22 protein-coding genes and 1 pseudogene are annotated in these 24,763 nt (G+C 44.8%); 5 read left to right on the top strand and 18 right to left on the bottom strand.

The genetic code is table 11. The features are described from left to right. Window positions 1–256, bottom strand: a pseudogene (locus QT984_RS04475) (hypothetical protein); the annotation flags it as partial. A 231-nt stretch (window positions 257–487) separates the two neighbouring features. Continuing rightward, window positions 488–1,921, bottom strand: coding sequence for a hypothetical protein (locus QT984_RS04470; protein WP_333053781.1), 1,434 nt, complete (start codon window positions 1,919–1,921; stop codon window positions 488–490). Window positions 1,922–2,573: 652 nt separating this feature from the next. Here QT984_RS04470 and QT984_RS04465 point away from each other — a divergent pair. Next, window positions 2,574–3,695: an EAL domain-containing protein gene (locus QT984_RS04465; protein WP_333053780.1), complete on the top strand. Its 1,122-nt coding sequence runs from the start codon at window positions 2,574–2,576 to the stop codon at window positions 3,693–3,695. A 75-nt stretch (window positions 3,696–3,770) separates the two neighbouring features. Here QT984_RS04465 and QT984_RS04460 read toward each other — a convergent pair whose 3' ends face one another. The 4 genes from QT984_RS04460 to QT984_RS04445 all read right to left on the bottom strand — a co-directional run bounded on the left by QT984_RS04460 (window position 3,771) and on the right by QT984_RS04445 (window position 7,721). Further along, window positions 3,771–4,646, bottom strand: coding sequence for an SDR family oxidoreductase (locus QT984_RS04460; RefSeq protein WP_333053779.1), 876 nt, complete (start codon window positions 4,644–4,646; stop codon window positions 3,771–3,773). A 147-nt stretch (window positions 4,647–4,793) separates the two neighbouring features. Continuing rightward, a complete protein-coding gene (gene xth, locus QT984_RS04455) occupies window positions 4,794–5,579 on the bottom strand; it encodes an exodeoxyribonuclease III (RefSeq protein WP_333053778.1) in 786 nt (261 codons plus the stop codon). 76 nt (window positions 5,580–5,655) lie between these two features. After that, window positions 5,656–6,045: a hypothetical protein gene (locus QT984_RS04450; protein ID WP_333053777.1), complete on the bottom strand. Its 390-nt coding sequence runs from the start codon at window positions 6,043–6,045 to the stop codon at window positions 5,656–5,658. A 164-nt stretch (window positions 6,046–6,209) separates the two neighbouring features. Then, entirely contained in the window at window positions 6,210–7,721 is a 1,512-nt protein-coding gene (locus tag QT984_RS04445) for an ATP-binding protein (RefSeq protein WP_333338527.1), read from the bottom strand. A gap of 215 nt (window positions 7,722–7,936) precedes the next feature. Here QT984_RS04445 and QT984_RS04440 point away from each other — a divergent pair, with 215 nt between their 5' ends. Next, window positions 7,937–8,677 carry a calcium-binding protein gene (locus QT984_RS04440; RefSeq protein WP_333211172.1) on the top strand — a complete coding sequence of 247 codons (741 nt, stop codon included), beginning with the start codon at window positions 7,937–7,939 and terminating at the stop codon, window positions 8,675–8,677. 548 nt (window positions 8,678–9,225) lie between these two features. Continuing rightward, entirely contained in the window at window positions 9,226–9,393 is a 168-nt protein-coding gene (locus QT984_RS04435; RefSeq protein WP_333373341.1) for a type II toxin-antitoxin system HicB family antitoxin, read from the top strand. 54 nt (window positions 9,394–9,447) lie between these two features. Here QT984_RS04435 and QT984_RS04430 read toward each other — a convergent pair whose 3' ends face one another. The 7 genes from QT984_RS04430 to QT984_RS04400 all read right to left on the bottom strand — a co-directional run bounded on the left by QT984_RS04430 (window position 9,448) and on the right by QT984_RS04400 (window position 16,216). Then, complete coding sequence (locus QT984_RS04430) at window positions 9,448–9,741, bottom strand: hypothetical protein (protein WP_333053770.1); 294 nt, start codon at window positions 9,739–9,741, stop codon at window positions 9,448–9,450. Between the two features lie 17 nt (window positions 9,742–9,758). Further along, complete coding sequence (locus QT984_RS04425; RefSeq protein WP_333373338.1) at window positions 9,759–11,084, bottom strand: DUF2254 domain-containing protein; 1,326 nt, start codon at window positions 11,082–11,084, stop codon at window positions 9,759–9,761. Continuing rightward, on the bottom strand, window positions 11,081–12,085 hold the full coding sequence (locus tag QT984_RS04420) for a mechanosensitive ion channel family protein (RefSeq protein ID WP_333053768.1): 1,005 nt from the start codon (window positions 12,083–12,085) through the stop codon (window positions 11,081–11,083). The genes QT984_RS04425 and QT984_RS04420 overlap by 4 nt, the downstream gene beginning before the upstream one ends. A 170-nt stretch (window positions 12,086–12,255) precedes the next feature. Next, the gene (locus QT984_RS04415) at window positions 12,256–13,377 is read right to left on the bottom strand and encodes a hypothetical protein (RefSeq protein ID WP_333211180.1); all 1,122 of its coding nucleotides are present in this window, start codon (window positions 13,375–13,377) and stop codon (window positions 12,256–12,258) included. A 14-nt stretch (window positions 13,378–13,391) separates the two neighbouring features. Beyond that, on the bottom strand, window positions 13,392–13,943 hold the full coding sequence (locus QT984_RS04410) for an SH3 domain-containing protein (protein WP_333053765.1): 552 nt from the start codon (window positions 13,941–13,943) through the stop codon (window positions 13,392–13,394). Between the two features lie 135 nt (window positions 13,944–14,078). After that, complete coding sequence (gene iscB / locus QT984_RS04405) at window positions 14,079–15,350, bottom strand: RNA-guided endonuclease IscB (protein WP_333053764.1); 1,272 nt, start codon at window positions 15,348–15,350, stop codon at window positions 14,079–14,081. A 254-nt stretch (window positions 15,351–15,604) separates the two neighbouring features. Beyond that, on the bottom strand, window positions 15,605–16,216 hold the full coding sequence (locus QT984_RS04400) for a hypothetical protein (protein WP_333053763.1): 612 nt from the start codon (window positions 16,214–16,216) through the stop codon (window positions 15,605–15,607). Window positions 16,217–16,721: 505 nt separating this feature from the next. Between QT984_RS04400 and QT984_RS04395 the strand changes: the two genes are divergently transcribed. Together QT984_RS04395 and QT984_RS04390 are read left to right on the top strand one after the other, a co-directional pair. Further along, on the top strand, window positions 16,722–17,645 hold the full coding sequence (locus QT984_RS04395) for a DUF2382 domain-containing protein (RefSeq protein ID WP_333053762.1): 924 nt from the start codon (window positions 16,722–16,724) through the stop codon (window positions 17,643–17,645). A 50-nt stretch (window positions 17,646–17,695) separates the two neighbouring features. Further along, window positions 17,696–18,661, top strand: coding sequence for an S-layer homology domain-containing protein (locus tag QT984_RS04390; RefSeq protein WP_333053761.1), 966 nt, complete (start codon window positions 17,696–17,698; stop codon window positions 18,659–18,661). 23 nt (window positions 18,662–18,684) lie between these two features. Here the strand turns inward: QT984_RS04390 and QT984_RS04385 are convergent, their stop codons facing one another. The 5 genes from QT984_RS04385 to QT984_RS04365 form a co-directional block, all read right to left on the bottom strand. Beyond that, the gene (locus QT984_RS04385; RefSeq protein ID WP_333373334.1) at window positions 18,685–20,316 is read right to left on the bottom strand and encodes an alpha-amylase family protein; all 1,632 of its coding nucleotides are present in this window, start codon (window positions 20,314–20,316) and stop codon (window positions 18,685–18,687) included. Window positions 20,317–20,739: 423 nt separating this feature from the next. Next, window positions 20,740–21,306 (bottom strand): DUF3611 family protein, encoded by a 567-nt coding sequence (locus QT984_RS04380; RefSeq protein WP_333053759.1) that lies wholly within the window; start codon window positions 21,304–21,306, stop codon window positions 20,740–20,742. A gap of 185 nt (window positions 21,307–21,491) precedes the next feature. Continuing rightward, window positions 21,492–22,331 carry a hypothetical protein gene (locus tag QT984_RS04375; protein WP_333373331.1) on the bottom strand — a complete coding sequence of 280 codons (840 nt, stop codon included), beginning with the start codon at window positions 22,329–22,331 and terminating at the stop codon, window positions 21,492–21,494. Window positions 22,332–22,678: 347 nt separating this feature from the next. Continuing rightward, on the bottom strand, window positions 22,679–23,719 hold the full coding sequence (locus tag QT984_RS04370; protein ID WP_333211187.1) for a hypothetical protein: 1,041 nt from the start codon (window positions 23,717–23,719) through the stop codon (window positions 22,679–22,681). Between the two features lie 247 nt (window positions 23,720–23,966). Then, entirely contained in the window at window positions 23,967–24,581 is a 615-nt protein-coding gene (locus QT984_RS04365) for a hypothetical protein (RefSeq protein ID WP_333053753.1), read from the bottom strand. Between the last annotated feature and the right edge of the window lie 182 nt (window positions 24,582–24,763).

The raw sequence follows: 24,763 nt of genomic DNA, 5'->3' as shown, positions 1-24,763 counted from the left end.
CGTCTACAGTGTCTACAGTCGCTGTGTCAAGCAGTTCAGGCACTGCGTCTACACTTCCTAGAACTGTGTCTAGTGGTACGTCTAGCACTGTGTCAAGCGATTCACCGTCAACCAGGTACAGTTCTAGCAGCGCTTCCCATGTAGCAGTTTTGCTGAGTTTCCCAAACTGTCTGGCGTCTTCATTGGTGAAGCCACGGTCAAAGGCGATCGCCTTTAATTGGTCAATGCGACGGTAGCTGACGGTAGGTTTAGTCATGACAAAACCCCGCCAACTCAATCATTAAGAGTTGCGATCGTCCGTTAGGACAATCGGCTGAAAGTGGCATAATTTATAGGCTCCAAACGTACTAACTCTACGGTTTGGGGAAGTCGTGGTTTGGCTAGCATTGCAAGTGCTCGTCAACCGCGCAACAATCTTCCTTAGTTACTCACGATTGCAGACTTACACTTCCTTGTCAACACAGGGACTGTAAAGTTTTGTTTCAAATTATTCGGCAAGCAACTCCATCACTTTGTCGGATGTAAGGCCGTAAATAGCAGCTAACAAATCAACACATTGTGTGTTACTTCCTATCCGTTTGAGCACCCCAATTGCGCTACCTAGAGGAATAGTTTCCTTTGTAGATTGAGTCAACAGGTTAATTGTTGTTTCAGTGTTAGCTCGTCTCTTATAAATCCCTTCATTCATCTGTGTTGAATGCCCTAAACTTTTAGCTCTCGTCTCCTGAGACATCCCTCCCATTTGACCATTAAGGTTAGCTAAATGACGCAGTGCGTGAGTTTGTGATAGACCTTTGTTTAGTCTGGTTAAAAATTGACGCGCTCTCCTAGCGTAAGCCTTACCAATGGTATTTGGATTATCTGAAACTGAATGAATCTCCGGCAATTGTCCTGCTTTGAGTTCTAAGCGTTTTACCAAATCGGGATGGGTAGGAGGAAGCATCGGCACACACAATCTGTAGCCAGTTTTGGTTGTGGTGTCTAACAACGTTTTATCACCCACTACAGCAATCATTTTTATATTGTTTGGCTCAATCAGTGCCGGGATAATAACGCCATCCTTTGCTGTAAATGGTTTGTCGATGTTCTGAACAGCAAAGACCTCGTGAACCCGAAAGCCATACACCACTTGCATTGACAGCACCCACATCCACCGCTTGCGTGATTCTAAATGGTATCGTTTGTCATCAGGAATTGTTAAAATTTCCTCCCGAAGTTTCAAGAATTCATCAACCGATATAGATTGAAGGTCTTGTCTAAACTCTGTCTGCGTACCATCAACTTCTTTAAGGCGACTGAGTAAGTCAGTGTTTTGAATCGTTTCGGCGAGCTTACGCATAGCGCACAAGCAGTTCTTGAAACATTTAGTTCCTTTTTTTTTGCTGTTAACTGCCAACAGAATATCTGCCAAATTGACAACCGTGTTTTGTGGCAACAGTCTGTAATAGTGGCCGTAAACTACATTCCAAGAACGCTGCTGACTAATATTGCTTCTGTCACGCTGTTGGCGGCGTTTAGTGCGTCCATCCCAGTATTCTTTCTCTACTTTTGTAATTGCCTCGCCAAACGTTATTAAGTCATTTTTGATGATGTTTTTTTGCAAAATAACATCATCATACCAGCTTAAAAACTGAGTCTCACTAGAGAACGACTCTAGGGCGGTAGCAACCAAGTGAGCTTTATTTAAGGCATCGGTGATGCCCTGCATTGTGAGGTAGCACCCACAGGTTTTATTGACCCGCTTGTCACCTAGTCTGAACTGAAGGGTGATGTAAGACCCCTTAGCCTTACTGTCCTTCTTTAGTCCTACCCCTTTGGGGCATTCTTTCTGTGCTTGCTTGAAGTAGTCCAAAATCCGCTCATACCCAATAAGGTAGTCAGCAGATGTGCTGAGTGTGACTGAATTAGATTTTTCGCTCATCTTTCGCTCAATCCTCCATAGTGCTAAGTCGCCTACTGTGTAAAGAATACAGCAAGCTGCTCAGTTTTCGCTCAGATGCAAAACAGGTTGCCTAGATTGAGCGAAAAAATGGGCTAGGATGGCGGAAAGTGGTAGAATAGTTCCGAGAGCTTAATTCAAATCCTGTCATCCCGATTATAAAATTAAATTGGATATGCTCCAGCAAGTGAGTTTGTTTTGGGCGATCGTCCGGCTGTGTATATTTCTGGTTGGGATAAATTAAAGAATCGGGCGATTCCCTACGGGATAGCTGCGCTTCACGGGCGGGTTAATTTTCCTTTGCCAAAAAATCAACTCTAGCGACTGTTTTGGCAGACGGAATTATAGAATAAAACGTAAACAATCAGAGCAGCAGTAGAGAGTAGAGAACAAGTCTTTGCCTTCTCCCTCTGTGATGATTTGGGACTGTGTTCGATCGCAGGTACTTACTCAATGCTGAGAACTTTGAGCAAGGTTTGAAACCGGAGGCAAGTATAAATACTGCAATAATTCTTAAATACAAGTTAATTAAGATTTACATCTTGAGATAGATGAATTAATAGCTGAATGAGCTTATAATAAAAGATAGTTCTTAGCGGGTCTAAAATTAACCCGAAAACCGGAGGATATTCCAATGCAAATAAGTGGCAAAGCCTTCGGCTCCTGCTCTCGCTGCGAAACAGTACCCGCAAAAATAGAGGGCAGCGGAGGTCTATACCTGTGGTTTCCAGTATCGCACACGCTCAAAAAGGTTATTTCTGCACTAACCAAGGCTAAACTTGAATTCAAGCTTTTAGAAGAGAGCAAGTGTTTGTACGTTATGCTTGAGGGAATAGCGAGAGAAAATTTTAGCGCACTAGCATCATCGGTGCTGACAAGTCAAGAGTTGAAAGAGACTAAAGTTTTGTGGATGCGGGAAGTTGAACAGCCTAAATTTAGCGATTTTTATCGCAGCACTTCCTTAGACTCTTTTATTAATTTCAGCAAGTCTGATTGGCTGTTAGATTTATTGTCCGAAGAACGAATTACTACGCATTTTCAGCCCATTGTTTATACTTCAGATACTTCTAAAATTTTTGCTCATGAAGCCCTACTCCGAGGAATTGACGAGCAAGGAAACTTAATTTATCCGGGTCGGATTTTTGCCCAAGCAGAATCAGCAGGCATAATTTTTCAACTAGATGCTTTAGCCCGGACTCGCGCTATCCGGGAAGCCCATGTGTACGAGCTCAAAGAATTACTTTTTATTAATTTTTCTCCGACTTCAGTTTACGATCCCGCTACGTGCCTGCGAATGACTGTACAGGCTATTGATGAAGCGGGAATTCCTCACAGCAATATTGTTTTTGAAGTAGCGGAATCTCAGCACCCCCCCGATATCGATCACTTGATTAATATTCTGAGGTTTTACCGAGAGGCGGGATTTTTAATTGCCCTAGACGATTTTGGCAGCGGTTCTTCTAATTTAAATTTGATGCACCAATTGCGTCCAGATTTTATTAAGTTGGATATGCAATTAATTCGCAACGTCGATCAAGATTATTATAAGGCCCTAATTACTGAAAAGATGTTAGAAATTGCGTCTAAATTAGAGATTAAAACTGTTGCTGAAGGTGTGGAAACTTTGGAGGAGTTTGAGTGGGTGCGGGAACGGGGAGCAACTTTTGTTCAAGGTTATTTGATTGCTAAGCCGACTTCTCCGCCGATCGCACTTACAAGCTATATTGGTGCTCAACCACTACCTATTTCTGCTTAAATGGTTTTCAGGTGCGATTTTGCGTTACATTTGCTCATTACCAGGCAGAGCCTGGTAACGAGAATTACTAGCACTTTAAACGCTCAAATTGCGCCGCAAAAAGCTTTCTAAGGATTCCATTTTCATGCTGTAGATTGATTCCAAGTTTTGCACTTCTTCGGGAGTACAGAAATACTCATTACCCAGCAATACCCGCAAAGTTCCTAAGTCTTTTTGAGCTTGAGGATTCAATAAACCCAAGGCATTTCTCAAACCGTCAAACACAACCAGTGGCGGGTTGATTACCATCGGTTCGCGCTTGAATAATCGTCCGAAAATGCGGGGAATGTCATCCCTTGTCAGCACATCCGGGCCACCGACTCGCAGAATTTGGTTGCGTGCGCCTTCGACTGTTGGCGAGTTTGCGGCAATATGAGCTAAGTCGTCGGTACTGACAACAGAGGTGCGGTTTTTGCCGTCGCCAATCAGCAGGTAAAGTCCGGTTTCTCGAAATCTTTCTGCTAGGGGTAACAAGCTGGAAGCAAAACCGGCAGGCCGCAAGATTGTATAATTCAATCCACTGTTTTGCAGGTATTTTTCTACTTCTCGCTTGGCTTTGAATACTGCGGAATCTTCGTATCCTCGATCGACTCCCAGTACCGAAAGAAAGACAAAGTGCTGCACTCCGGCTTCTTTGGCACAGTCGATCAATTCTATGTTAGCGCGGTAGTGTACTGCTTGAACGTCGCCCCCGGTGCCGTGGCTGCTGATGATGTACTGCACTCCTTGGCAGGCTTTTTTAATATCTTTGTCTTGTTTCAAGTCGCCAATAAAAATCTCAGCGCCTCGGTTTTCTAGTTCAGAGTAGCGAGATGCGAGGCGAACGAATGCGCGGACAGGCTTTTCTTGCTGTCTGATTTCTCGTACAATTCGGCGGCCTAGTGCGCCTGTTGCTCCGGTTACTAAGAACATGATTTTTGGTTGTTGGTTGTTATTAACTGGATCGGGAGTTACGCATAGGATCGAGAAACCGGGTTTCTTAAATTTATCGTTGCTCAACCTAAGATTTATGGTAGAAACCCGGTTTCTTTTGCCTTAGTTTTATTTATAACTCATAAATCAAATTTCGACAATTACGGGGGCGTGGTCGCTGGGTTTGATTAATTTTCTGGGAGCAATGTCTATTGTACAGTTTTTTGCTTGTTCGTACAGGGGAGGGCTGAGATAATGGTGGTCGATTCTCCAGCCGTTGTTGCGGGGAAATGCGGCGGCGCGGTAGTCCCACCAGCTATAATGACCGCCTTCTGATGTGAATTTGCGAAAGGGGTCGTTTAATCCTAATTCTATGATTTCTGTTAGTGCGAGGCGCTCGGCAACAGACAAGCCGACGGAGTTAGCATTGGCTTTGGGATTGTGGATATCTCGATCGTCCGGGACGATGTTGAAGTCGCCGCAAATGCACAAGTTGGGGGATTTATCTAGTGCTATTTTGAGGTATTCTTGCAGCAGTTTGAGCCACTTTAGCTTGTACTCATATTTCTCGCTGCCGACTTCGGAACCGTTGGGAACGTATACGCAAATAATGCAAATATCGTCTATAATCCCCGCTATGAGGCGTTTTTGTTCGTCAAAAATACCTGTGGTTTCGTCGCCGAGAATGGGGGCAAATCCGGTGGTGATTTGCGTTAGGGGCGATCGGCTAAAAATGGCAACGCCGTTGTAGGATTTTTGACCGGAAATGTAGCAGTTGTAGCCGAGGTTGGTGAAGGGTTCTAGGGGGAAGTCTTTGTCTGTAACTTTGGTTTCTTGGAGGCAGAGAACGTCTGGGGAGTTGGTTTGCAACCAGCTAGTAACGTGTTCTATGCGGGTGCGGATTGAGTTGACGTTCCAGGTGGCGATTTTCATTAATATAGTAATCCTAAAGGTTAGGTGAGAGGGAGAGCGATCACACCTATTTTAAGCTATTTTTTGCCGTGTCAACTCACTTGATTTGATAAATGTAAGCATCTTCGACCCACGTCTGATTAATCCGATCATTCGTCATTCTTCTGCCTGATAAGTCTAAATTCCAATCTTGTTGTATCTGACGTAAGCCCTCAATTAAGTCATGTTTTGGGCTTACTGCTACAAGTGCTGTCCAATCGATTTTCAATTCAGGTTTAACTTCGCGAAAGACTGACAGAATTTCCCCATAAGTTTTAAGAGGCCCTTCGCTATCGTACAGAGGTGAGGTGAGCATCAGCCGCCATCTTTCTGGTTCTGGTGCGTAGTTCCAGAGAGCAGAGTCAACTGATAGATTTGCTGCATTTAGAGCGTCTATTAGTCTTTGACCTTCTGCTATTTCGTGACTTAATAATGTTGCTGTAGCCATTGTAAAACTCCGTGAGTGGGGTCAGTAATTGCTAAGTAAATGCAGATTCAAGACTTACGCATCAATATCAAAGAAACCGGGTTTTTTACCAAATTCTAGGCAGGTATGCAGTATTTTCGTAAAAAACCCGGTTTCTGCCTCCACGACTAAAATTGATAAGTTTATCAGTTTTTGTGTCGGGTTTTGTTGATTATATACTCTCTGATTACTGGCCCGATCGTAAAGTGCGATCGCCCATTTTGTTTTACCGTTTCAACTAATGACCGTCGTCCTAAAGATTGCATGACTTTCAAGAGTTCGGGCGGTGATAATTGCAGGTTTTCTGGTATTTTTGAGATGTCGGCTGGTTCGGGGGTATTGGCTAGCCATGCGATCGCCTGTTGTTCGGATGCGGTTAGGCGATCGCACTGCTGGTCTAGGAGTGATTCTAAGTCACCTAAGAATAGGGTATCATAGGAGAGGAATTCGGAAACGCTACCGCCGAATAAGTCTTGAATCAAAGTGGCAACTATATTTAACCATAAGGGATTGCCTCGGTAAAGGTCGATTAATTCTGACCATTTCTCCGGTTCTGCTAATCCTTTTTCTCTGAATATTTCTTGTGCTTCCGGGCCTAAACCGTTGAGTTGCAGAGATTTGCAGGGGCGGTTTTCGCCTTCTAATGCGGCGATTTCTCTGGGTTTTTCCCAACTCAGGAGGATTAAGCAACTGTTGTGGGATGATTCTGTTATTTGTTTGAAGAATGCGCCGTAATTTTCATATCCAGGTTGGTAATTTCCTGCGAGTTGTCCGCTGCTGAAGATGGTTTGGATATCATCGAGGATGATCAGACAGCGGTGCGATCGTAAATAGTTGATTACCCCCCCCAACCCCCCCTTGCTAAGGGGGGGAGAAAGAGGTTTAATCTCTTCGCCGCGCCTGGGAGAAAGAGGTTTAATCTCTTCGCCGCGCCTGGGAGAAAGAGGTTTAATCTCTTCGCCCCCCCTTGATAAGGGGGGGTTGGGGGGGTTAGTTTCTTGCTGCTGGGAGAGGAATTTAATTAAGTCGGTTTGGAGTGATGCCAGCGGTGGAGAGTTGCGGAGACTTCGCCAGATGATGCGATCGAATTCGTGTTGAATTTGTGAGATTAGTTGGAGTGTAAGGGCGGTTTTGCCAATACCGGATAAGCCTAAGATGGTGATGAGGCGGTTGCGGCCTAAAATCCAGTTTTCGAGGGTGGTGAGTTCGGATGTGCGGTTATAGAATAGGTTGGGTTCTGGTGCATCGGATAAGTCTAATCGCTGTTTGGGCTGAGTTTTGCTAGAGGTGTCCTGATTTTTATTTTCTAAGTTTGGGGTTTCTAAGGATTCAGGATGGTTTGCACAAACCTTAAACTTACCAACTTGTGCATTGTCGCCAAAATGTGATGAAACTATCGAAAATAGCCATCTTTCCACTGTATATGCAAAGTTAGATTGATTGATGTCTTCACCTAATGTTTCTGATAGAAGTTTCCATAATTTTGCTGCAACTTTCTTGACATGAGCTTCGCTACGGTGGCAGTTGGTGGCAATTTCTGGGTATTTCTGGCGTTGCCAAGTGCCTCGCAATATACCTTCTTGTAGATGGTTGAGGTGTTTTTCTGTCTTAGCGAATACGAGATCGTCAGCCACTTTTAAGACTTCTTCAACGTCCATAGGTCGAGTCAGGGTTTGGGTTTTGCCTATTGCGATCCTACTTTATCCTACGGTTTGATACTTTAGCAACTAAATCCTACTTTATCCAACTGAAAGAAATCAGGAAAGGTAAAAAAATGCCTACTAAATCCTATTGATTTGATTTGATTTGAGTATATTTTTCACATATGCTAAAAAATCAGGACGCAATAAATTTAAGCAATTTTTAAGAAGCAATGGCTAACATCAATATTGCAAATACTCCCGATGCACAAGGCACAGAGGATGATGATTTCATTCGTGATACTGATGGCAGCCGCAGAACGTTCGGCTTGGGGGGTAATGACTGGATCCGTGGCTTGGGTGGCAATGATGAACTGTTCGGGAATCAGGGTCGTGACACACTAGATGGTGAGGGCGGGTTCGATACCCTCTACGGTGGTAAAGATGCAGATACTCTTGACGGTGGACTTGACGATGACGTTTTGTTTGGGAATGCGGGCACTGATACCCTTATTGGTGGACGCGGCAACGATCAAATGTTTGGGGGGCGTGATAACGACAAGCTATCGGGTGGCGACGGTGCGGACATTTTATCTGGAGATTTAGGTTTTGATGTTCTGAATGGAGGAGCTGGACGAGACACGTTTATCCTTCAAGATGAAGTCGCTACTAATACAGTAGATTTTCTGCAAGACTTCTTCCCTGGGGAAGACAAAATTGCACTTCCACAAGGTCTGACATTTGCTGACATCGAAGTCCTGACATTTGAAACTGCTGGGTTGAATCCACGTTTCGTGGAAAGGCAGTTTGAACCCTGGAATGCATTTTGTGGCGTCTGCGCTGGTGCCGATCAAAATCTAGCTCTACGAGTTAAATCCACTGGTCGAATTATTGGACTTGTGGATAAATCGCCAACTTCTCAGGTTCCTCTAACACCAGCGAGCTTGACAGCAGCGGACTTTATCAGCAGTTGAGGATTCTGCTATGCTGGCTGGTAGCCTGTCGCTATCGGAAATAACGTGGGAGGGTGAAAACCCCTGCGATTTATGGAGGGGATGAAACCCGACTCAACAGGTTAAAACCTGTTGTCTCTCTTATTTCCCGCGTTGATTTTTAGTGTACTTTTTAACTACTAATGAAGAATCTACTGAAAATAAGTAGATAACCAATTGGCAGCAAGGTAAGTAAATGCAACTCAGCAAAAGTGATATAGCTCATAAACATTAAGGAAAGGGGCGATTCGGCGAAGGCAAATAGGCTGCGACGAATCGCATTTTTTGATGATATAGCAATCGCTTTTCAATTGAGAAATAACCAAAAGGCGATCGCCCTTACATCCCCATTTGTCACAAAGTGCGTGAAGCGCAGCTATCCCGTAGGGAATCGCGCCTCTTCCCCTGTACTTGCAAAAAAATTACATCCAAGATAAACTAGGAAATATAAACTAAGCAACCTCTGATGCTGAAAGCAAAAATATAATGAAAACTAAAAGCTTCACAGTCATCATTTACAAGAAGAAGATATGTACATTGCCGAATGTCCAGAAGTCGGCACAATTGACCAAGGCGAAACCATAGAACAAGCGATCGCCAATCTCAAAGAAGGTACAAGGCTCTATCTCGAAGAGTGTCCTTTACCCGACGAAATCACTCCTAGGTTTGTAACTAGCATAGAGGTTAGCTATGCCTAGGTTGCCCAGAATATCAAGTAAGCGAAGTAATTCGCGTACTAGAGCGTTTAGACTTTAAAATACAGTCAATCCTAACAAAGCTATTAAATAAACGTGGTGTTCTAGATAGGAAATAACTCCTGATTCTACTTGCTTTAATACCCCTTGGTGCAGATTTAATTCCGGTAAAATATGCACAAAAACATAAGCTACCGAAACCCCACTTGCTGCTGAAAGCCAGCGGTTGCGAGGAATAGGGGCAAACCGCAACTTGCCGCAAAATAAATGTGTCAGCGCTAAACCAATGGTACTCAGCGCGGTTAAAGCTAAAGTATTAGGAGCCGATCGCAAAGCTGCTGTTATTACCATAACTCTGCTCTACCCAATTAATCCTCTGCTAAAGCTTTAATGACTTGGTGATACCGTTCTTGCACATCTTTCTGGTCTTGCTCCTGAGAGATTTGTTCGCGGCTACTATTTAAAATCATCTCCGCGTGACGGCGTAAAGCTTCTCGTTGTTGGGAATTGCGGGTGTAAGTGGCGATGCAAGCTATAGCTTCCAATAAGCGAATTGTTACCGCCACGTCTGATTTACTGTATTGGCGAATTTGGTTAAATGCAGTATTGACTAAGCCTTCAAACGTCACTCCTTCAACAATGACGCGCAAATTATGTTCATCGTCGTAGCGATAGGGGGAGGGAAAATCCCTTTCAGCGAGGCGGGATAATCCGGCGCTGAGTCGATCGATACACCGAATCGCAGTAAACGGATCGTTGATACCAGGAGAAATTGCACGCAAGGCGATTTCCACTAACTGATCGATGGGAAATTCTACATCTTGATATTCATTCCGTTCTTTGCCCAGAATAAAAGCATCATTAATTTTTTTCTTCAGGCTTTGATTCACCTGTTTTTCCGGGAAAACCATCGCTACATCGCTACCCTTGACGATAAACTTTCCCGGTCGAGTTTTAAGACGTACAAGCAGATTGTACTGACGGGAAATTTTCATTAATTCCTCGTCATTGATTGCTTGCAAATAACCCTCGCCAGTGGCTTTGATTGGACTTGCTTCCGAGTCAAAATTTGCCGGAATTTCTCCCACTTTTCGCGAGTTTTTCGGTTTACCTTCTCCGATTTTTCCGGGGAACAGACGATCTAGAGCTTTGTCTAAATCGCCACTAACCTGAGTAATTACATGGGAGGCTTGAATAATGGTTGATGCGTGATGGATAAAGTAAATCAGTACGCCGATACTGGCAATTGCCAATCCGGTACCAACTGTAACCGAGAGTTGGGGTACAAAGAGACTGTATCCTTCTCCTTCTGCATGAATGGTTCGCAGTACGAGTAAACAGTAAATAAACGTAGCAATGAAAGTGCCAAGCACGATTTGATTGCCCGTATCCTGCATAAAACTACGCAGCAATCGGGGCCCAAAATTGGAGCTCGCCAACTGAAGGGCCACAATAGTAATGGAAAAAGCTGTAGCAACAACGCTGATCATTGAACCGGCAACCGATGAAAGAACCGCTCGCGCACCATCGGCTCCACCCGTGTAAATCCACCTCCAGTTTGGTATATTACCCGTGCGGTCAATTGTCAGCATGGCGATCGCCAAAATCATCGACCCCAGCGCCATCAAGGTTGGGATAAACCAGTAGCTAGAGTGCAGCGAGTCCCAAATTTTGCTTAACTTGACATTTTTCATGAGTTGTGGTGGGGTGGCGATTGTCCGTTGCCGTCAGATTGCGATCGCTGTTCAATTAGTTGTCGCAGAGAACCGCTGATGCTGCGGGGTTTGGGAACTTCGCCATTACCAGCGGGCCATCCTTCGCGTTGACGTTTGCGATCGCCATCCGTCTCTTCGGTTTGGTCGTGAAACAAAATTTGCTGCGTAGGAAAGGGCAAGTCGATGCCATTAGCAGTCAGCTTTTCCTTAATCGCAGAAAGTACCTTGTCGCGCGATCGCAAATCGTCAATTCGTCGCGGCGGAGCAATCCACCATCGAGCGCGGATATTGACGGTACTTCCTGCAAGTTCCATCAGCAGCACGTCAGGAGCAGGGTCATTCAAAACCTCATCCACACTGTGCATGGCTTCCATCATTAACTCCTTGGCTCGGTGAATATCATCCCCGTAGCCGATACCAACGTCGTATTCCATCCGGCGTTTATCAAACGCGGTATTCACCATAACAGAATTGGTGAACAATTCCGCATTGGGAATTACAATCCGGCGACCATCATAGGTTCGGATTGTTGTAGCGCGAGTTTCAATATTTTCTACCGTTCCCTCAAAGTTTTTAAACACAATCTGGTCATCGATTTGGAACGGTTCCGTCAACAGAATTAGGATACCAGCTAGGAAGTTTTGTAAGATATCGCGAAAGGCAAAACCAATCGCTACCCCGCTAATTCCCAGCAGTTGCACCAAATCGCCTGCTCTAAATGTGGGAATTACAATCGACAAGGCAATAAACAGACCAACCAAAACAGTAATACCCTGCGCTAACCTTCCCAAAACCAGTCCCAAATTCCGGGATTGGCGGTGGTTGCGAGTAAGCCGCCTGACCGCTCTCTTAATTGACCTCCCAACAAAGAAAAAGATTCCGAAAACAAGGAACGCTAGTATCATATTAGGCAGCAGGACAATGAAGTCATTGATCATGCTCTCAATCTTGTCCCAGACTCCAGATATTTCTGCTGTCATAAAAGTTCCTCTTGCATCAGTCGTTATTGATAGTAGTGAAATTAGCCACGTCAAACTCTATCTTAAGGCTGTAGATTACTTTAACGTGAGACTAATTTAGGACTTACACAGCCCCAGTAAATATTGGGGATGGTTCGTTAGGCCGAAAGCTAACGCACCAACAATTTTTTTCAAGTGGATATCGAAGCCACATCTTCACCGTTGAGTTTTTGTGCGATCGCATCCAGCACCCTCTGTTCTGCTTCAGAAACCTCTCCGCTATTTTCGGCAATGCGACGGCATTGAGCTAATAGCGGTACTGCAAAGTCCGGGTTAAGTTGCTCTAACAATGCACCCAATGGTTTGGGGGACTTGATGTTAGCAGCAATCCTTTGGAGAGAATCGGCATTTAATTGCAATGCCTTCAATTCTGGCAGAATATCTTCCCAGTTTTTGTTGGGATAACTTGCCAAAATCATGTGAACCATAATTTGATCCATTCCTGCTTGCTGGGCGATCGCCACATCAAGATATTTCTCGCTTTGTTGCTGAATCGCTTGCAGCGTTTCGGTTCCAGGTTCTTCAGTCTCTTCCCTCACTTTGGCTTCGTAAAACTCGCGCGCCGCATATCCCAGCGCGTACAGCATCGTAGCATTCGTACTCGCACCAATCATCGCGCCAGCCAGCGGTACGTTGCGTAAAAAGCCCAAACCAGCTCTCATGGCGTTGCTACCGCCGAGCGCTAACCCAAAAATTGCCAAAACCTCACCTTTTCGGGCTGGCTGTTGCAAATCCATCCCATAAGCGGCGGCAATTTCATAAACCATTTCGGTTTGAATCGCAGTAGTCGCCGCTAAATCGATCGCCAGCAGTGCAGCCGCGACACCCGGTAAAATGCTGCTAGCAAATCCGACACCACCGGCTTGAATCGCTTTTTCCACCATAATGCGATGGGCAATTTCGCTGGGATATTCATTGGGATACTTTTGTTGGAGTTCATTGACTTGAGCTTCGGCTTTGGCTAAGTCGATGCGATCGCTGACCCCAACTAACCAATCAAGCCTGAGTACCCCCGCCACTTGTTTAACAAAGGGAAGATTGCCAACATAAGTTACCGCATCTCCGGTTCCTTGCGTCGCTTGTCCAATCAATCGATAAGTTTGTTTAGCAGCAGCTTCCCCCCAATCAACTGCTGTATCAACAACCGCTTTGCCTGTATTCAGTGCAGATTCTGTTGTCTCGGCAATGAAATTTAACAAACCAGGTTTTTGCTGTGAATTAGTTTCTTTTTTGGGGTTTGATTGGTCATCCATCACTGTTTTTTCAATTAACTACAATACGCCAGGTTTTCAGCTTGGACGTAGCCTCTCAGAGGCACTGTAATCGGCACCCAACCATCTGTTCCTATACTTTCAATCGTCACTCTTCGTCCACTCGCGACGACTCCAACCCTTTCCCCATCAGTGGAAGGTGCTTGATGTACATTAATTCCTCTGGCTGCTGCAACTTGGCGGCAGTCAGTAGGAGGCGGGGCGGTTGCGGCTTCACACGCTCCGAGAAAACCACCATATACGTAGCCTTGTAGCGGGGCTGAAATTGGTACCCAGCCATTCTCACCAAGATTTTGAATCGTCACATTTCGTGCGGAACCGATGATACCAACCGCTTCGCTGTTAGCCGTCGGTTGTCGCCGAACATTAAGGCCATTCCTCGCAATAACCTGGCGACAGTTGTCTGAAGCTTGCGCTAGTAGATAGTCACCTTGAATCTGTTTTTGATTTGTATTAGCGGCGAACGAGGGAGCAACTAATACCGTTGCCGTTAACAAGATCGAACTTGTTAACCTGGTATATTTTTGCCAGATACTCTGCTGTTGCATCGCTTTATCTCCTTTTAAATCTCTATGCCAAAACCTTAGAAAAGGTTTTTAGCTTGTTCATCTGTCTTCCCCCTTGGAGACCCCCACGCTCACCTGTACTCAGGGAGCGTGGTGGGAGTCCAAGGGGGGCAAGGTTTATGCTGCATACGAATAACCATCCTTTCTGTGAATAATTGAACAATATTTGTGGCTAACCCCCGACACCAATTCTGATGCGGAAATATTAAACGAACCACTTGTTCTGACGGCAACACGCCCAACATATTTACCAACTTTCTTGCCAGAAGTAACGATTGCTTTGACAATATCTCCAGTTTGAAAACCTTTAACAAACTTAAGCCGGGGAACATAGCGACATGGAAATCCAAACTTATCGGTACGACACATTTGGCGCGTCCCATGCCCAGTAGCTTTAATTAACAACGGCTTGTTTGTTAAAATTTTCAGCGATTCAACGTTCCCAACACAAGCTGCATCTAACCAGTGAGTTTTAGCTAGACTTAATCGAGTGCGATTGAACTTTGTTAAGCCACCACTGCCAGTAGAAACAGGCAAACCAATCATGCTAAGCCGATTAAATAATGCCCAACGAGTTGAATTGACGGCTGTCGCATCTTTTAAAGAACGCTTTGCTTGAGACAAAACCCGTTTTAAAACATCTGGCTTTTTAGACAGGAATTGCTCTATATTTTGAGTTCCTTTCTTGATATTGCACTTTTCACAAGCAAGGCAAAGATTAGAAATGCGATTAGAACCACCCTTAGCTTTGGGATGAATATGTTCGACTTGTAATGGTGTATTTGTAATACCACAGTAAGCACACTTTCTCTCCCACTTGTTGAGCAAATATTCCCGAACCTCGTAGCCACACAAAACGCCTTGTTGGTACTCAATTCCAGAAATTTCCGGGTTTTCTAATTGTTGTAAGTCAAACCGCACAAGTTCTTGAACAATAGAAACAATGGGGGCTACTTTCATCAATTTAGTCACCCATGTTATAGTTGTTTCAACGCGATGTTGCAAACTTGGGGCTAGCCAACCTTTAAGGCGAGTTCTATTTAGGAATCTAGCTGGACGATAACGAGTATGGCGATTTCTCCGGACTCTACGTAATGAACGACGAGATTCAAGGCTGGCTTTAATAGCTTGACCTCGGTGAGTCAGTTCTGCGCCAAAGATTACTTTTTCTCCTTGCAGTAATGCGAACCCAGTGGTTTGAGAGCCAGGGTCTATTTTGAGAGTGATTGGTTTTTGGGTTGCTGTTACCTCTACCTTGAGAATTAGTGTGAATGGATACCCTTTAAAAACAGCAGCTTTGCCATTAGTTAGCAATTTACGGGCCATTCCTGGGTGGATTGGATTGAGCGGTCGTTTTTGGGTATCTAGTACAAAAACAAAGTTAGACATTTTAAGTCCTCCCTTTCGGGGTAATGTTAGCTTCGTCAATGTTTAAGGTCGGTAACTATCTTAAAAGCACTGGCTTAACCCTTACACCTGTTTAACTTTTAAGTTCTAGAGCAGAGAACTAGCAACGCATTCTCTGGTAGGTCTTTAACACTTGCCTTAAACGTAGTGATTTAACACCTAGACTGGTCAACTTGGCAATTTCTGTGCCCCCACTATATCGGTACTCCGATTAGTGGTGGGTGGTTGACCGCTAATCAAGCATAAACGCGAGGTTTGCGAGCGCCAACAGCACCACCCATCATTGCCGCTGCCAAACTCAGCAAAGAGCCAAGTAGAAAAGACCAAGTAGCTTTAGCTGTATTACCAGCTATATCGCGAACTTGATTTGGGCCTACATTCTGGGCTTGATTGGGTATATTAACGCCGCCCTGTTGTTGTACTTGATTGGCAATTTCTCCAGCATTAGCAGCGGCAGCGCCAACAGCACCCGATATCCCGCTTCCTAATAACCAAGCACTAAGTGCTAATGTAGCTCCCCAAAGAATTGCTGCATTCAAAAATGCTGTTTTCTTGGTCATCGGGCCGCAGCTTTGAGCCATCACCCAACCGCCTAAAAAAAGGGAAATCAGCAAACTGATAATCGACCAAATTACGACCCCAATACCAACGGAACCTGCATCCGCGCCTGTTGCACCTGCGGTTAATCCGATCGCCATTCCCAAAGCGCTTAAAATTAGTTGAGTACCCAGAGCGATCGCAATTCCTGCCAAAATTGGCCCCCACCTCACTCGATCGTGGTAATCCACCAGCGGATTGACGATTGTAGGCTCAGTGAGTGGACTGCCCGATCGATCTGGATAAGTCATAAAAGATTAACCCCTGCGTTACGTGAGCATTTTTTTTCTTGAAGGTAATTTAATTTTACTTAATCATCATTACCAAAATATCTACCGATGGGCATAATCTTTTTAAGTTAAAATTTTTAAATATCAAAAGTAGTAACTTCGATCCTAAAATGGAAATTTCCTTTAAAAAAAAACCAGCAGATCCTTTAGAGATGCCCTTGATTTTCTAGGATATCCCCTAGTTAAGGTGATAGTTAAGGTGATAATAAAACCTAATAAATCCTTGTGATATTTGCTGGCAGAAACGTTGTAGGTTCGCTCCACCCAACCTACGAATGATTAGATAAATTCACCCTTTTGAGTACAGGAATCCTAAATTCATCTACCTAAAGATAGAAAAATATAAAAAATTATCGCTATTTTGATGATTCTCAATTTGCTGAATCATTCATAAGAAGGAAGTATTAGACCTGATATCTATCTAAAGTAGGTACACAAGTTGATGTAGATAGTACAGGAAACAACAATGTTACTTTACAAAATTGAGGATTTTAATCCCAACTACCGCCAAGCCGCTTTTGAGGACGATGATATCAAAGGGCTGGATGTGTATGGCGGAAGTACCGATGATAAAATTGGCACGATCGATACTGTGCTGGTAGATGAGACAGGACGTTGCCGCTATTTTGTGGTAGAGACTGGTTCTTGGATTTTTGACAAAAAAGTTTTACTTCCCATCGCTCTTTGTCACATTGATTTTAATGGGCGGCGTGTTTACGCTACAGGTTTGCAGAGTAAAGACAAAGTGGAAAAACTACCCAGGTATGAGCATGGGATGGCAGTTGATTACGATTATGAAGAACAAGTGCGGGGTATTTATCGAACTTCAACAGTAGAAGCGTCTGTACCAGTAGAAGCATCATTACCTTTAGAAGCACCCGTTCCAGTTTCTACAACGCATTCTGTCTTGCCTCAAGCTAGTAATCCTGCTTATGACCGGGATACCTATACTTACGAGCGAGAGCCCCAATTGTATCAGATGAACGAACAGGATCATCAAAAACTCAAACTGTACGAAGAACGATTAGTTGCAGATAAAACCCGTCGCAAAACAGGCGAGGTAATAATTGGCAAACAAGTTGAGACCAAAACGGTACAACTGGAAGTTCCTGTAGAAAAAGAGCGAGTTGTGATTGAGCACACAACTCCCGAATATGTAGGGAGTCGCGTAACTCCAGATACCGCCTTCAATCAAGAAGAAATGGCACATTTGGAAATCTACGAAGAAACCGTCAATATCAAAAAGCAAGCGTTCGTGCGCGAGGAAGTGCAAATCAGAAAAGAAGTTGAGCAAGATACGGTTGAGGCAACAGACACAGTACGTCGCGAAGAGTTAGATGTTGTAAAAACAGAATGGGAATCGGATAGAAAAAAACGTAATCCGCTTTAACTCAGCCAAATAGTATCGTTAAAAATGCAAAAATCAGGAGGAAATTTATCATGACTAATCGCAGGCATTTACCGTCAATCAGCGTAGCCTTTTTAGCTTTAGCAATTAGTGTCAGTGGCACTGGCTTTGTGCTAACTTCCCAGCAAGTTGCTGCTCAACAAGCTAAATCGAAATTTCCTGATGTACCGCCGAATTACTGGGCGCGTCCGTTTATTGATTCCTTAGCTGAAAAAGAGATTGTTACCGGATATCTAGACGGAACTTTTAGACCCAAACAGGCTGTGGATCGGGATGAATTTTCGGCGATGATCCGCCAAGCTTTTAATCGAGCCAGCGTTAGAAAGATACCGAGTGGAAGTTACTTTAAGGATGTGCCTAAAAACTACTGGGCAGAAACTCCGATTCAAGAAGCTTATGAAACGGGATTTATGAATGATTTTCCCGGAAATGAGTTTCGTCCGAAGCAGTCCTTGACTAAGGCACAAGCATTAGTTGTGTTAATGAGGGGTTTAAATATGGATTACAATCCCCCTGTTGTCAAAACCGATCGAGCTGCTGCAACTCCAGCAAGGCAAACTCCAGTAAATAAACGTCGAATTGCTAGGAACCGTTTGGCATTTCCCCTCGCAGCGACTGTTTTGATGCAGCCGTTATTACCTGTAGTCGCAAGGCTGCAGCCTGGGGCGGCCCCCACACCTAAACCGGCTAAGACTGTTCCACCAACAACGACAAAAGCTGCAACTGCGCCTGCTAAAAATTCAGCATTAGATTTTCTCAAGTCGTACTATAAAGATGCCGAGAAACTTCCTAAATATGCGGTTGAGCCAGTGGCAGCAGCGACAAAGGCAAAGATAGTGGTCAACTATCCAGATCCCAGAGCTCTTAATCCGAACGAGTTGCTGAGTCGGGGTAGTGCTACTGCCCTAATTCATCAAGCTTTGGTCAATCAAGGTCAGATACAACCGCTTCCAGACAAGAATACTGCTAAGTACATTCCTACGAGCCCACGTCGCTAGTTCTTCCCTCAACATTAACTTTTTTACCCCTGGATTCGATTGACTCGAAACCAGCGATAGCCGTAGGCTTCTAAGGGAATAGATGGCGATTCGGCATCGAGAGATTCATAGAGCCGATCGCCAAATAAGTCGCACAGATTGCTGTATTCGTTAGATTTGAGCGTAGCGGTACAAGGTTTGTCGGCGAGATTGTGGACAGCAATCACCGTCCTGCCTTCCCAGTCGCAGCAGTGGGCTAACACCGAGGGACAGTCGGTTTCCAGAAGGTGCCACTTGCCCCTACCCAACTCAGGACATTGCTTGCGGATGCTGATTGCACGTTCCATCCAGTTAATTAATGAGCCAGGATCGCGCTGCGCTGCGACGACATTGACTTGTTTGTAACCATATTCTCCCGTGGCGATCGCAGGTCTGGCAAGAGTATCAGTTGCAGCCGTCGAGAAGCCACCATTCGCTGCATCTGACCATTGCATCACCGTGCGAACGCTGTCTCTACCTTCCAGCGAAAGGTCATCCCCCATGCCAATTTCTTCCCCATAGCGCAGCATGGGTGTACCAGGCAGGGTGAAAAGCAAGCTGTAGACAAGTTCAATCCGGCGACGAGATCCTCCCATCATCGGTGGTAAGCGGCGACGAATCCCGCGCCCGAAAATTTGCATAGTTTTCTCAGGGGCAAACGCTGCAAAAATTTCCTCTCGTTCCGATGAAGTAATGCGATCTAGCGTCAGTTCATCATGGTGGCGCACAAAATTAAGCCACTGACAAATATCAGGAATATCCGGTAAGGTTTTTAGTCCCTCGCGCAATGCTGTGGATTCTTGACGCGCCAGGGCCAAAAACAGATGCTGGTTCAGCAAAAAGTTGAACAGGATGTGCATTCTGTCGCCCTTAGCAAAGTAGATAGAAATTTGCTCGCGATCGACATTTGCTTCTGCCAGCAACACAGCATCACCCTGACGCGATGACACAAAATCTCTCATTTCTTCCAAGAAACCTCGCAGCTTTTCGGGGTCTGCACCTTCGATGCCAATTCCTTTAATTAAAAACGGAACAGCATCAATGCGAAATCCAGACACGCCCAGTTCTAGCCAGAAACCCATAATTTTGCATATTTCTTCTCGTACAGCCGGATTGCCAATATTCAAATCTGGCTGTTCTTTATAGAAGTGATGCAAATAGTAAGCTTTTGCTTGTTCATCGTACTCCCAAATACTGTCCTCGACATCGGGAAATATCAGTTGTTCTGGATCAGTTTTGGGTGGATTTTCTGACCACACATAGTAATCGCGATACTTGGAGTTTTTATCGCTTTTGGCTGCCACAAACCAAGGATGCTGATTGGACGTATGATTTACTACCATATCGATCAGTACGCGAATGCCTCGTTCCCTTGCTTGGTGCATGAACTCGACAAAATCTCCCAGGGTTCCCAGTCGCGGATCAATGTTGTAGTAATCCATCACGTCGTAACCATTGTCCCGGTTAGGGGAAGGATAAAACGGCAGCAACCACAAACAAGTAATTCCTAGCGCGGATAAATAGTCTAGACGGTCGATCAGTCCATGAAAGTCGCCGACACCATCCCCGTCCGAGTCCATGAAGGTTTCAACATCGAGGGAGTAGACAATTGCGTTTTTATACCAGAGGTCTTTCATTGCAGTAAATTTCTTAATAGAGAAACTGTTGGAAATGGCTTTGTTCAGAAACCCGGTCACAGGGCCATTTAGGAAGCTGAATGCCACGGGTATAGCTCATCTTTCGGAAGATGAGCCTAAGTTATGTTTGTCCAGATTCAAAATCTATCCATCTCAAGCTCGATGAAATATCTGTCACTATAATAAATCAATTACGAAAAAAAAACGGTTGCTCAGACTGACTACCATTAGCAGGAGCGATCGCTATTTCCGATTAGATGTTCATGCAAATAGCCAACTTGTTTAGCTTGTAGCTGCACTGTCTTCGCTCTCTGGGAGCCAAGGCAGTGCTTTCGCCACCAACCTTAGTTAAATCGGCCAGGCCTTGTCAATCATAAGGACATAGAAGTTGTGTTTGCCTTTAGCGATCGCCCATGGTGCCAACTACTCTTCTACCCAATTGAGTAACCCAAGAGAAGTAACAGCTCCAAAAAAGTGAGCGCCAATCAGATTGACGTTGGCCATCGTCACAAAAATATCTAGAGAACGAATCACATTTTCTGGCGTATAAGCTGCGAGCGCTTGCGGTTGACTCAGAGTTTTTGCTAGGACTACAGCCACTGTTTCTTCAGATGCGACAAACGCGATTAATACCCCCACCAAACTAGAAACTAATCCAATCCGTAAGGTGTGAGTAATATGTTCTTTGCTGGGATATACCTGGGAATTTTCGGCGTGCAAAAGTCGGCCTAAAAGCCGATAGCGAAAATCCCAAAATATTCTAAACGCCAGCAATAACAGGCCCACTATTGCTAAAACTACCCCGAAACCAATACCTGCATTATTGGTTTGTTCGCCCATGTTGCGACCCAACATAGCAAATAATAAAACAATGCCGGAAACAGCACCCAAGAATAACTGTATCCAGAAGCTAAATCTACTAAACAAGCGAAAAGTTGCGACGAATTCGCTTTGGGTCAGCGGTTGCGGCACGGATTCTGGTTGATTCATTATATCCACCTTATTGCTGAATTGAGCATCAAAATAAACGAGGTAAGAAAGAGGTTCTGCTTGTCTTCCTGTCGCAAGCGATCGCCTGGTGGTTAGCTATTAGACTTCTGCAGAAAACTCGGTTAAGGGCAGGACAGGATGCCTAACCCCTACTCCCCGCAGTAGTTATGAGAGAGGTGTATTGGTTACTGAGGAATGGCTGACGGATATACTCCTGTAGCAACTAAGACAGGTTTGTTGGTATACTCGGCTTCTAGCTTCTGCTTCAAGGTCAAATCCCATTGCAGATCGTAGTCCCGCTCAAGTTCAGCGACGACAAACGAACGCAGCACGCCGGTTACGGCAACCTTCTCACCTTCTTGCACGGTTGGTTTTGGAACTGTGTGTATCACTAACAAGTCTTGTCCGCCAATTAATTTGTCTTCATCCAAAGTGAACGAGTTTGGACTTCTGAGGCTTTCGACTTCACCGCTCACCGCCAGTGTCTTGCCGTAGTATTTTTGGGGGTTTGAGGTGAGTTCACCCGGTGTGGGGGCTAGCGCCATCGATTGTGCAACGATCGTAGGTTTACTTTCGTACTCGGCGTACAAGTTTGGCTCTAAGCCTAATTTGTACTCGCGCTCAATATCTGCAAGGACAAAATTGCGAACTGTTCCTGTTACTTGAACTTCTTGATCTGATTCAGTCGGCAGCACAAAGGGCTTGCCGGTGGCATTGACAACCAAAATCGATTCGGTGCTAAAAAACTCCTTATCGCTAACTGTAAAGGTCGATGGCCCCAATTTTTTGACTGGTTCGCTTCTGATGGTCACAGTTTTGCCAAGCAGTTGTGCTGTTTTATCAACCACATTCTCGGTTGTCGTGGGAACCGTACCGGGTGTTGCAGGTGCAGGTGCAGGTGCCGTTGCTTGTCGCTGTGGGGTAGTACAAGCCGGAAGCAGGATAGCTGCTAGTGCGAGGGCGATCGCTCCTCCCTTAGCATTCGAGAGCTTTTGAGTGGAATTGTTCAAACGATTATTAACCATTGAAAAACCTCCTTGATTTTTTCTGTTTATTTTGTTGATGAAGCTACAGAATTCGTACTCAAAACCGGGTCTTTTTATAACCTAATTCAAAAACACTTGACCGTCAGGGTGAACTCTTAAAACTCCTTAATTGCCATCCTATTTAGTCGTTTCATCTGAGGAGTTGCTGATGCAACAAGAGGCATGGTTGGCATACCGATTAATAAACTGCCAGAGATGATTTGTAATATCCCTGGCGTTTTTTTTCAGGGATTTTTTAGTTGATACATAGATATCTCCTGATGGAATCTTTCAAATTTAGTCAGGTGTGCCCGATTTTGCGCGGGCAAATAGTCGCGAGTCACCGCTCAATTTTGAAACAGTACCAAAGTTTCTTCGCTGGTGCGATCGCCTCTGCTAGAAGTGAGATTCACCTCGTATCGGGTTCCTGGTAAAGAAATGGTCGGCTTAAAAGCAAAGCTGAATTTACCTTGTTCATCCGCCCGAATTGTGCGTTCGAGGATATTTCGTTCAACTCCAAATAAACCTGCCACAGAAGAGGTAGCCTGAACGTTGACATTAACTGTCGCATTTGGGGCGCTGCGTCCTTCCACTTCAACCGTCCCGCTGACGCGAGCATTTTCTTCGGGAGTGATAATTTCTAGCGGGATTTCGGCAGTGTTGGAACTGCCATCATCGCCAGCAATTAGTTCTCGATCTAAACGGGAACGAATAACTTGATTTCCCGACTGCAAACTAGCAGTAACCGCCGCACCTGCAGGGGGGAAATAATCTTGGCTGCGGATCGTATATTCCCCTGTGTAAACGCCGTTGGATTCTTCCCGCATGGGAATGTTATAAGCAACTCCTTCAATGGAGAAATTAGCTGTAGCGTTGGGAGTGCCGAGCAATTTGAAATTGAGCGTGGTTCCCGGCTCTAACTGCGGTACGGATTGAGCAGTGAAGCGGTTAATAGACAAAGATTGAAAGCGGCGATCGCTATAACCAGCTACTAGAGGTTGTTGCAAGCGGGTGCTGCTGATGCGATCGCCTTGTTGCAAATTTGCCCGCACAACTGTATTTTCGGAAATACGATCGCCCTCGCGAATCATGTAGTTTGCCTCGTAAACTCCGGGTTGAACCTCCCGCATCGGCAGATTTTGCACTGCATTTGGGATAGTCAAGGTAGCTCTAGAATACGGGGTTCCTCGCAGCACGAAAAAGAGTTGAGTTCCCGGATCTAATCGCTGTACTGGATACGCGGTAAAACTGTCTATATCCGAGCCGACTACTCTTCGTTGAGCTACTTGGATAGAGGGTTTGGCGCTAGCTAGGGCAATTTCCGGTAAATAAATGGTTGAACCCAACAGAACCAGTCCAATTGCCGTTGAAAATGATTTTATTTTCATAAAATCCTCCTAAATCGCAACAACCAACCTCTTGCAGTAATGTGAAAAGAAAATTTAAATTATTAAAAATTTACTTTGGCTCAAGGTCGATTGTCTGTGTTCTACGTTCTACATTCTTTCAAAATGTTGCTTATATATCCATTTAACCTCAAGTCTCCAAAGCTTGCCATCTGTCGGAGGCAATAAGAAAATATCTATCTGATGAAAGATGATTGAAGAAAAAATGATAATATTCCTTTCAGTTCAGTTAAGTGCGATCGCTCGGACTATTGGCGATAGATGCTTGATTCCCCACTGTCGCACTGGGGCGCATCCATTCTTGCAACGTCCATAAGCCCGTTATGGCAGCTATTGCAGCTCCCAAACTATCCATAATTAAATCAATAATCGTATCATCCAGGCTCCCAATCACTTCGGTTGAGAGAACAATACCAGCCGTCCACTCGGTAATTTCCCACAAAGCACCAATCGCAATCCCAAAACTGGTTATTGTTAGCAAGTACAGCAGTTTATGGTTGCGAAAAATAGTCAGCATTGAACTGTATGCTAAAAAACTCAATGCTAAAGTCACGGCAAAAGTCGTGAAAGCATGAACAATTTCATCATAAGGTCCCGGTTGGTAAAACAGTCCGAAAACCCAGCCTCCGGCGTTGAGTAAGGCAGCAAGCACAAACAGGAAATCAAACAGCGTTGGCAAGCGATCGACCATCACCACAAACGCCAGGGATGCTACTAAGAATAAGGCTAACCCCAAGGCATTTTGCCATTTTCCCTGACTCAGAGCACCTATTACTGCTATTGTTAATAACGCCTGTCCTACCCAAGCTGCAACTCGATAGCCACGCCAGTTTGTAGTCATCATCACTCTCCTTCTATATTAAGATCGCACCTCCCCGACTTCTTAGAGAAATCGGGGTTCTCCATGTCCTTAATACCAATTTTTTATGAGGCTGCACATATCTCGATCCCCCCTAGCCCCCCTTATTAAGGGGGGGACAAGATTCTTCTCAAAGTCCCCCTTCTTAAGGGGGATTTAGGGGGATC

This window comes from Microcoleus sp. Z1_B2 (assembly GCF_036700325.1).
GTDB lineage: Bacteria > Cyanobacteriota > Cyanobacteriia > Cyanobacteriales > Microcoleaceae > Microcoleus.
This window is presented reverse-complemented; position numbering and strand designations above follow the sequence as displayed.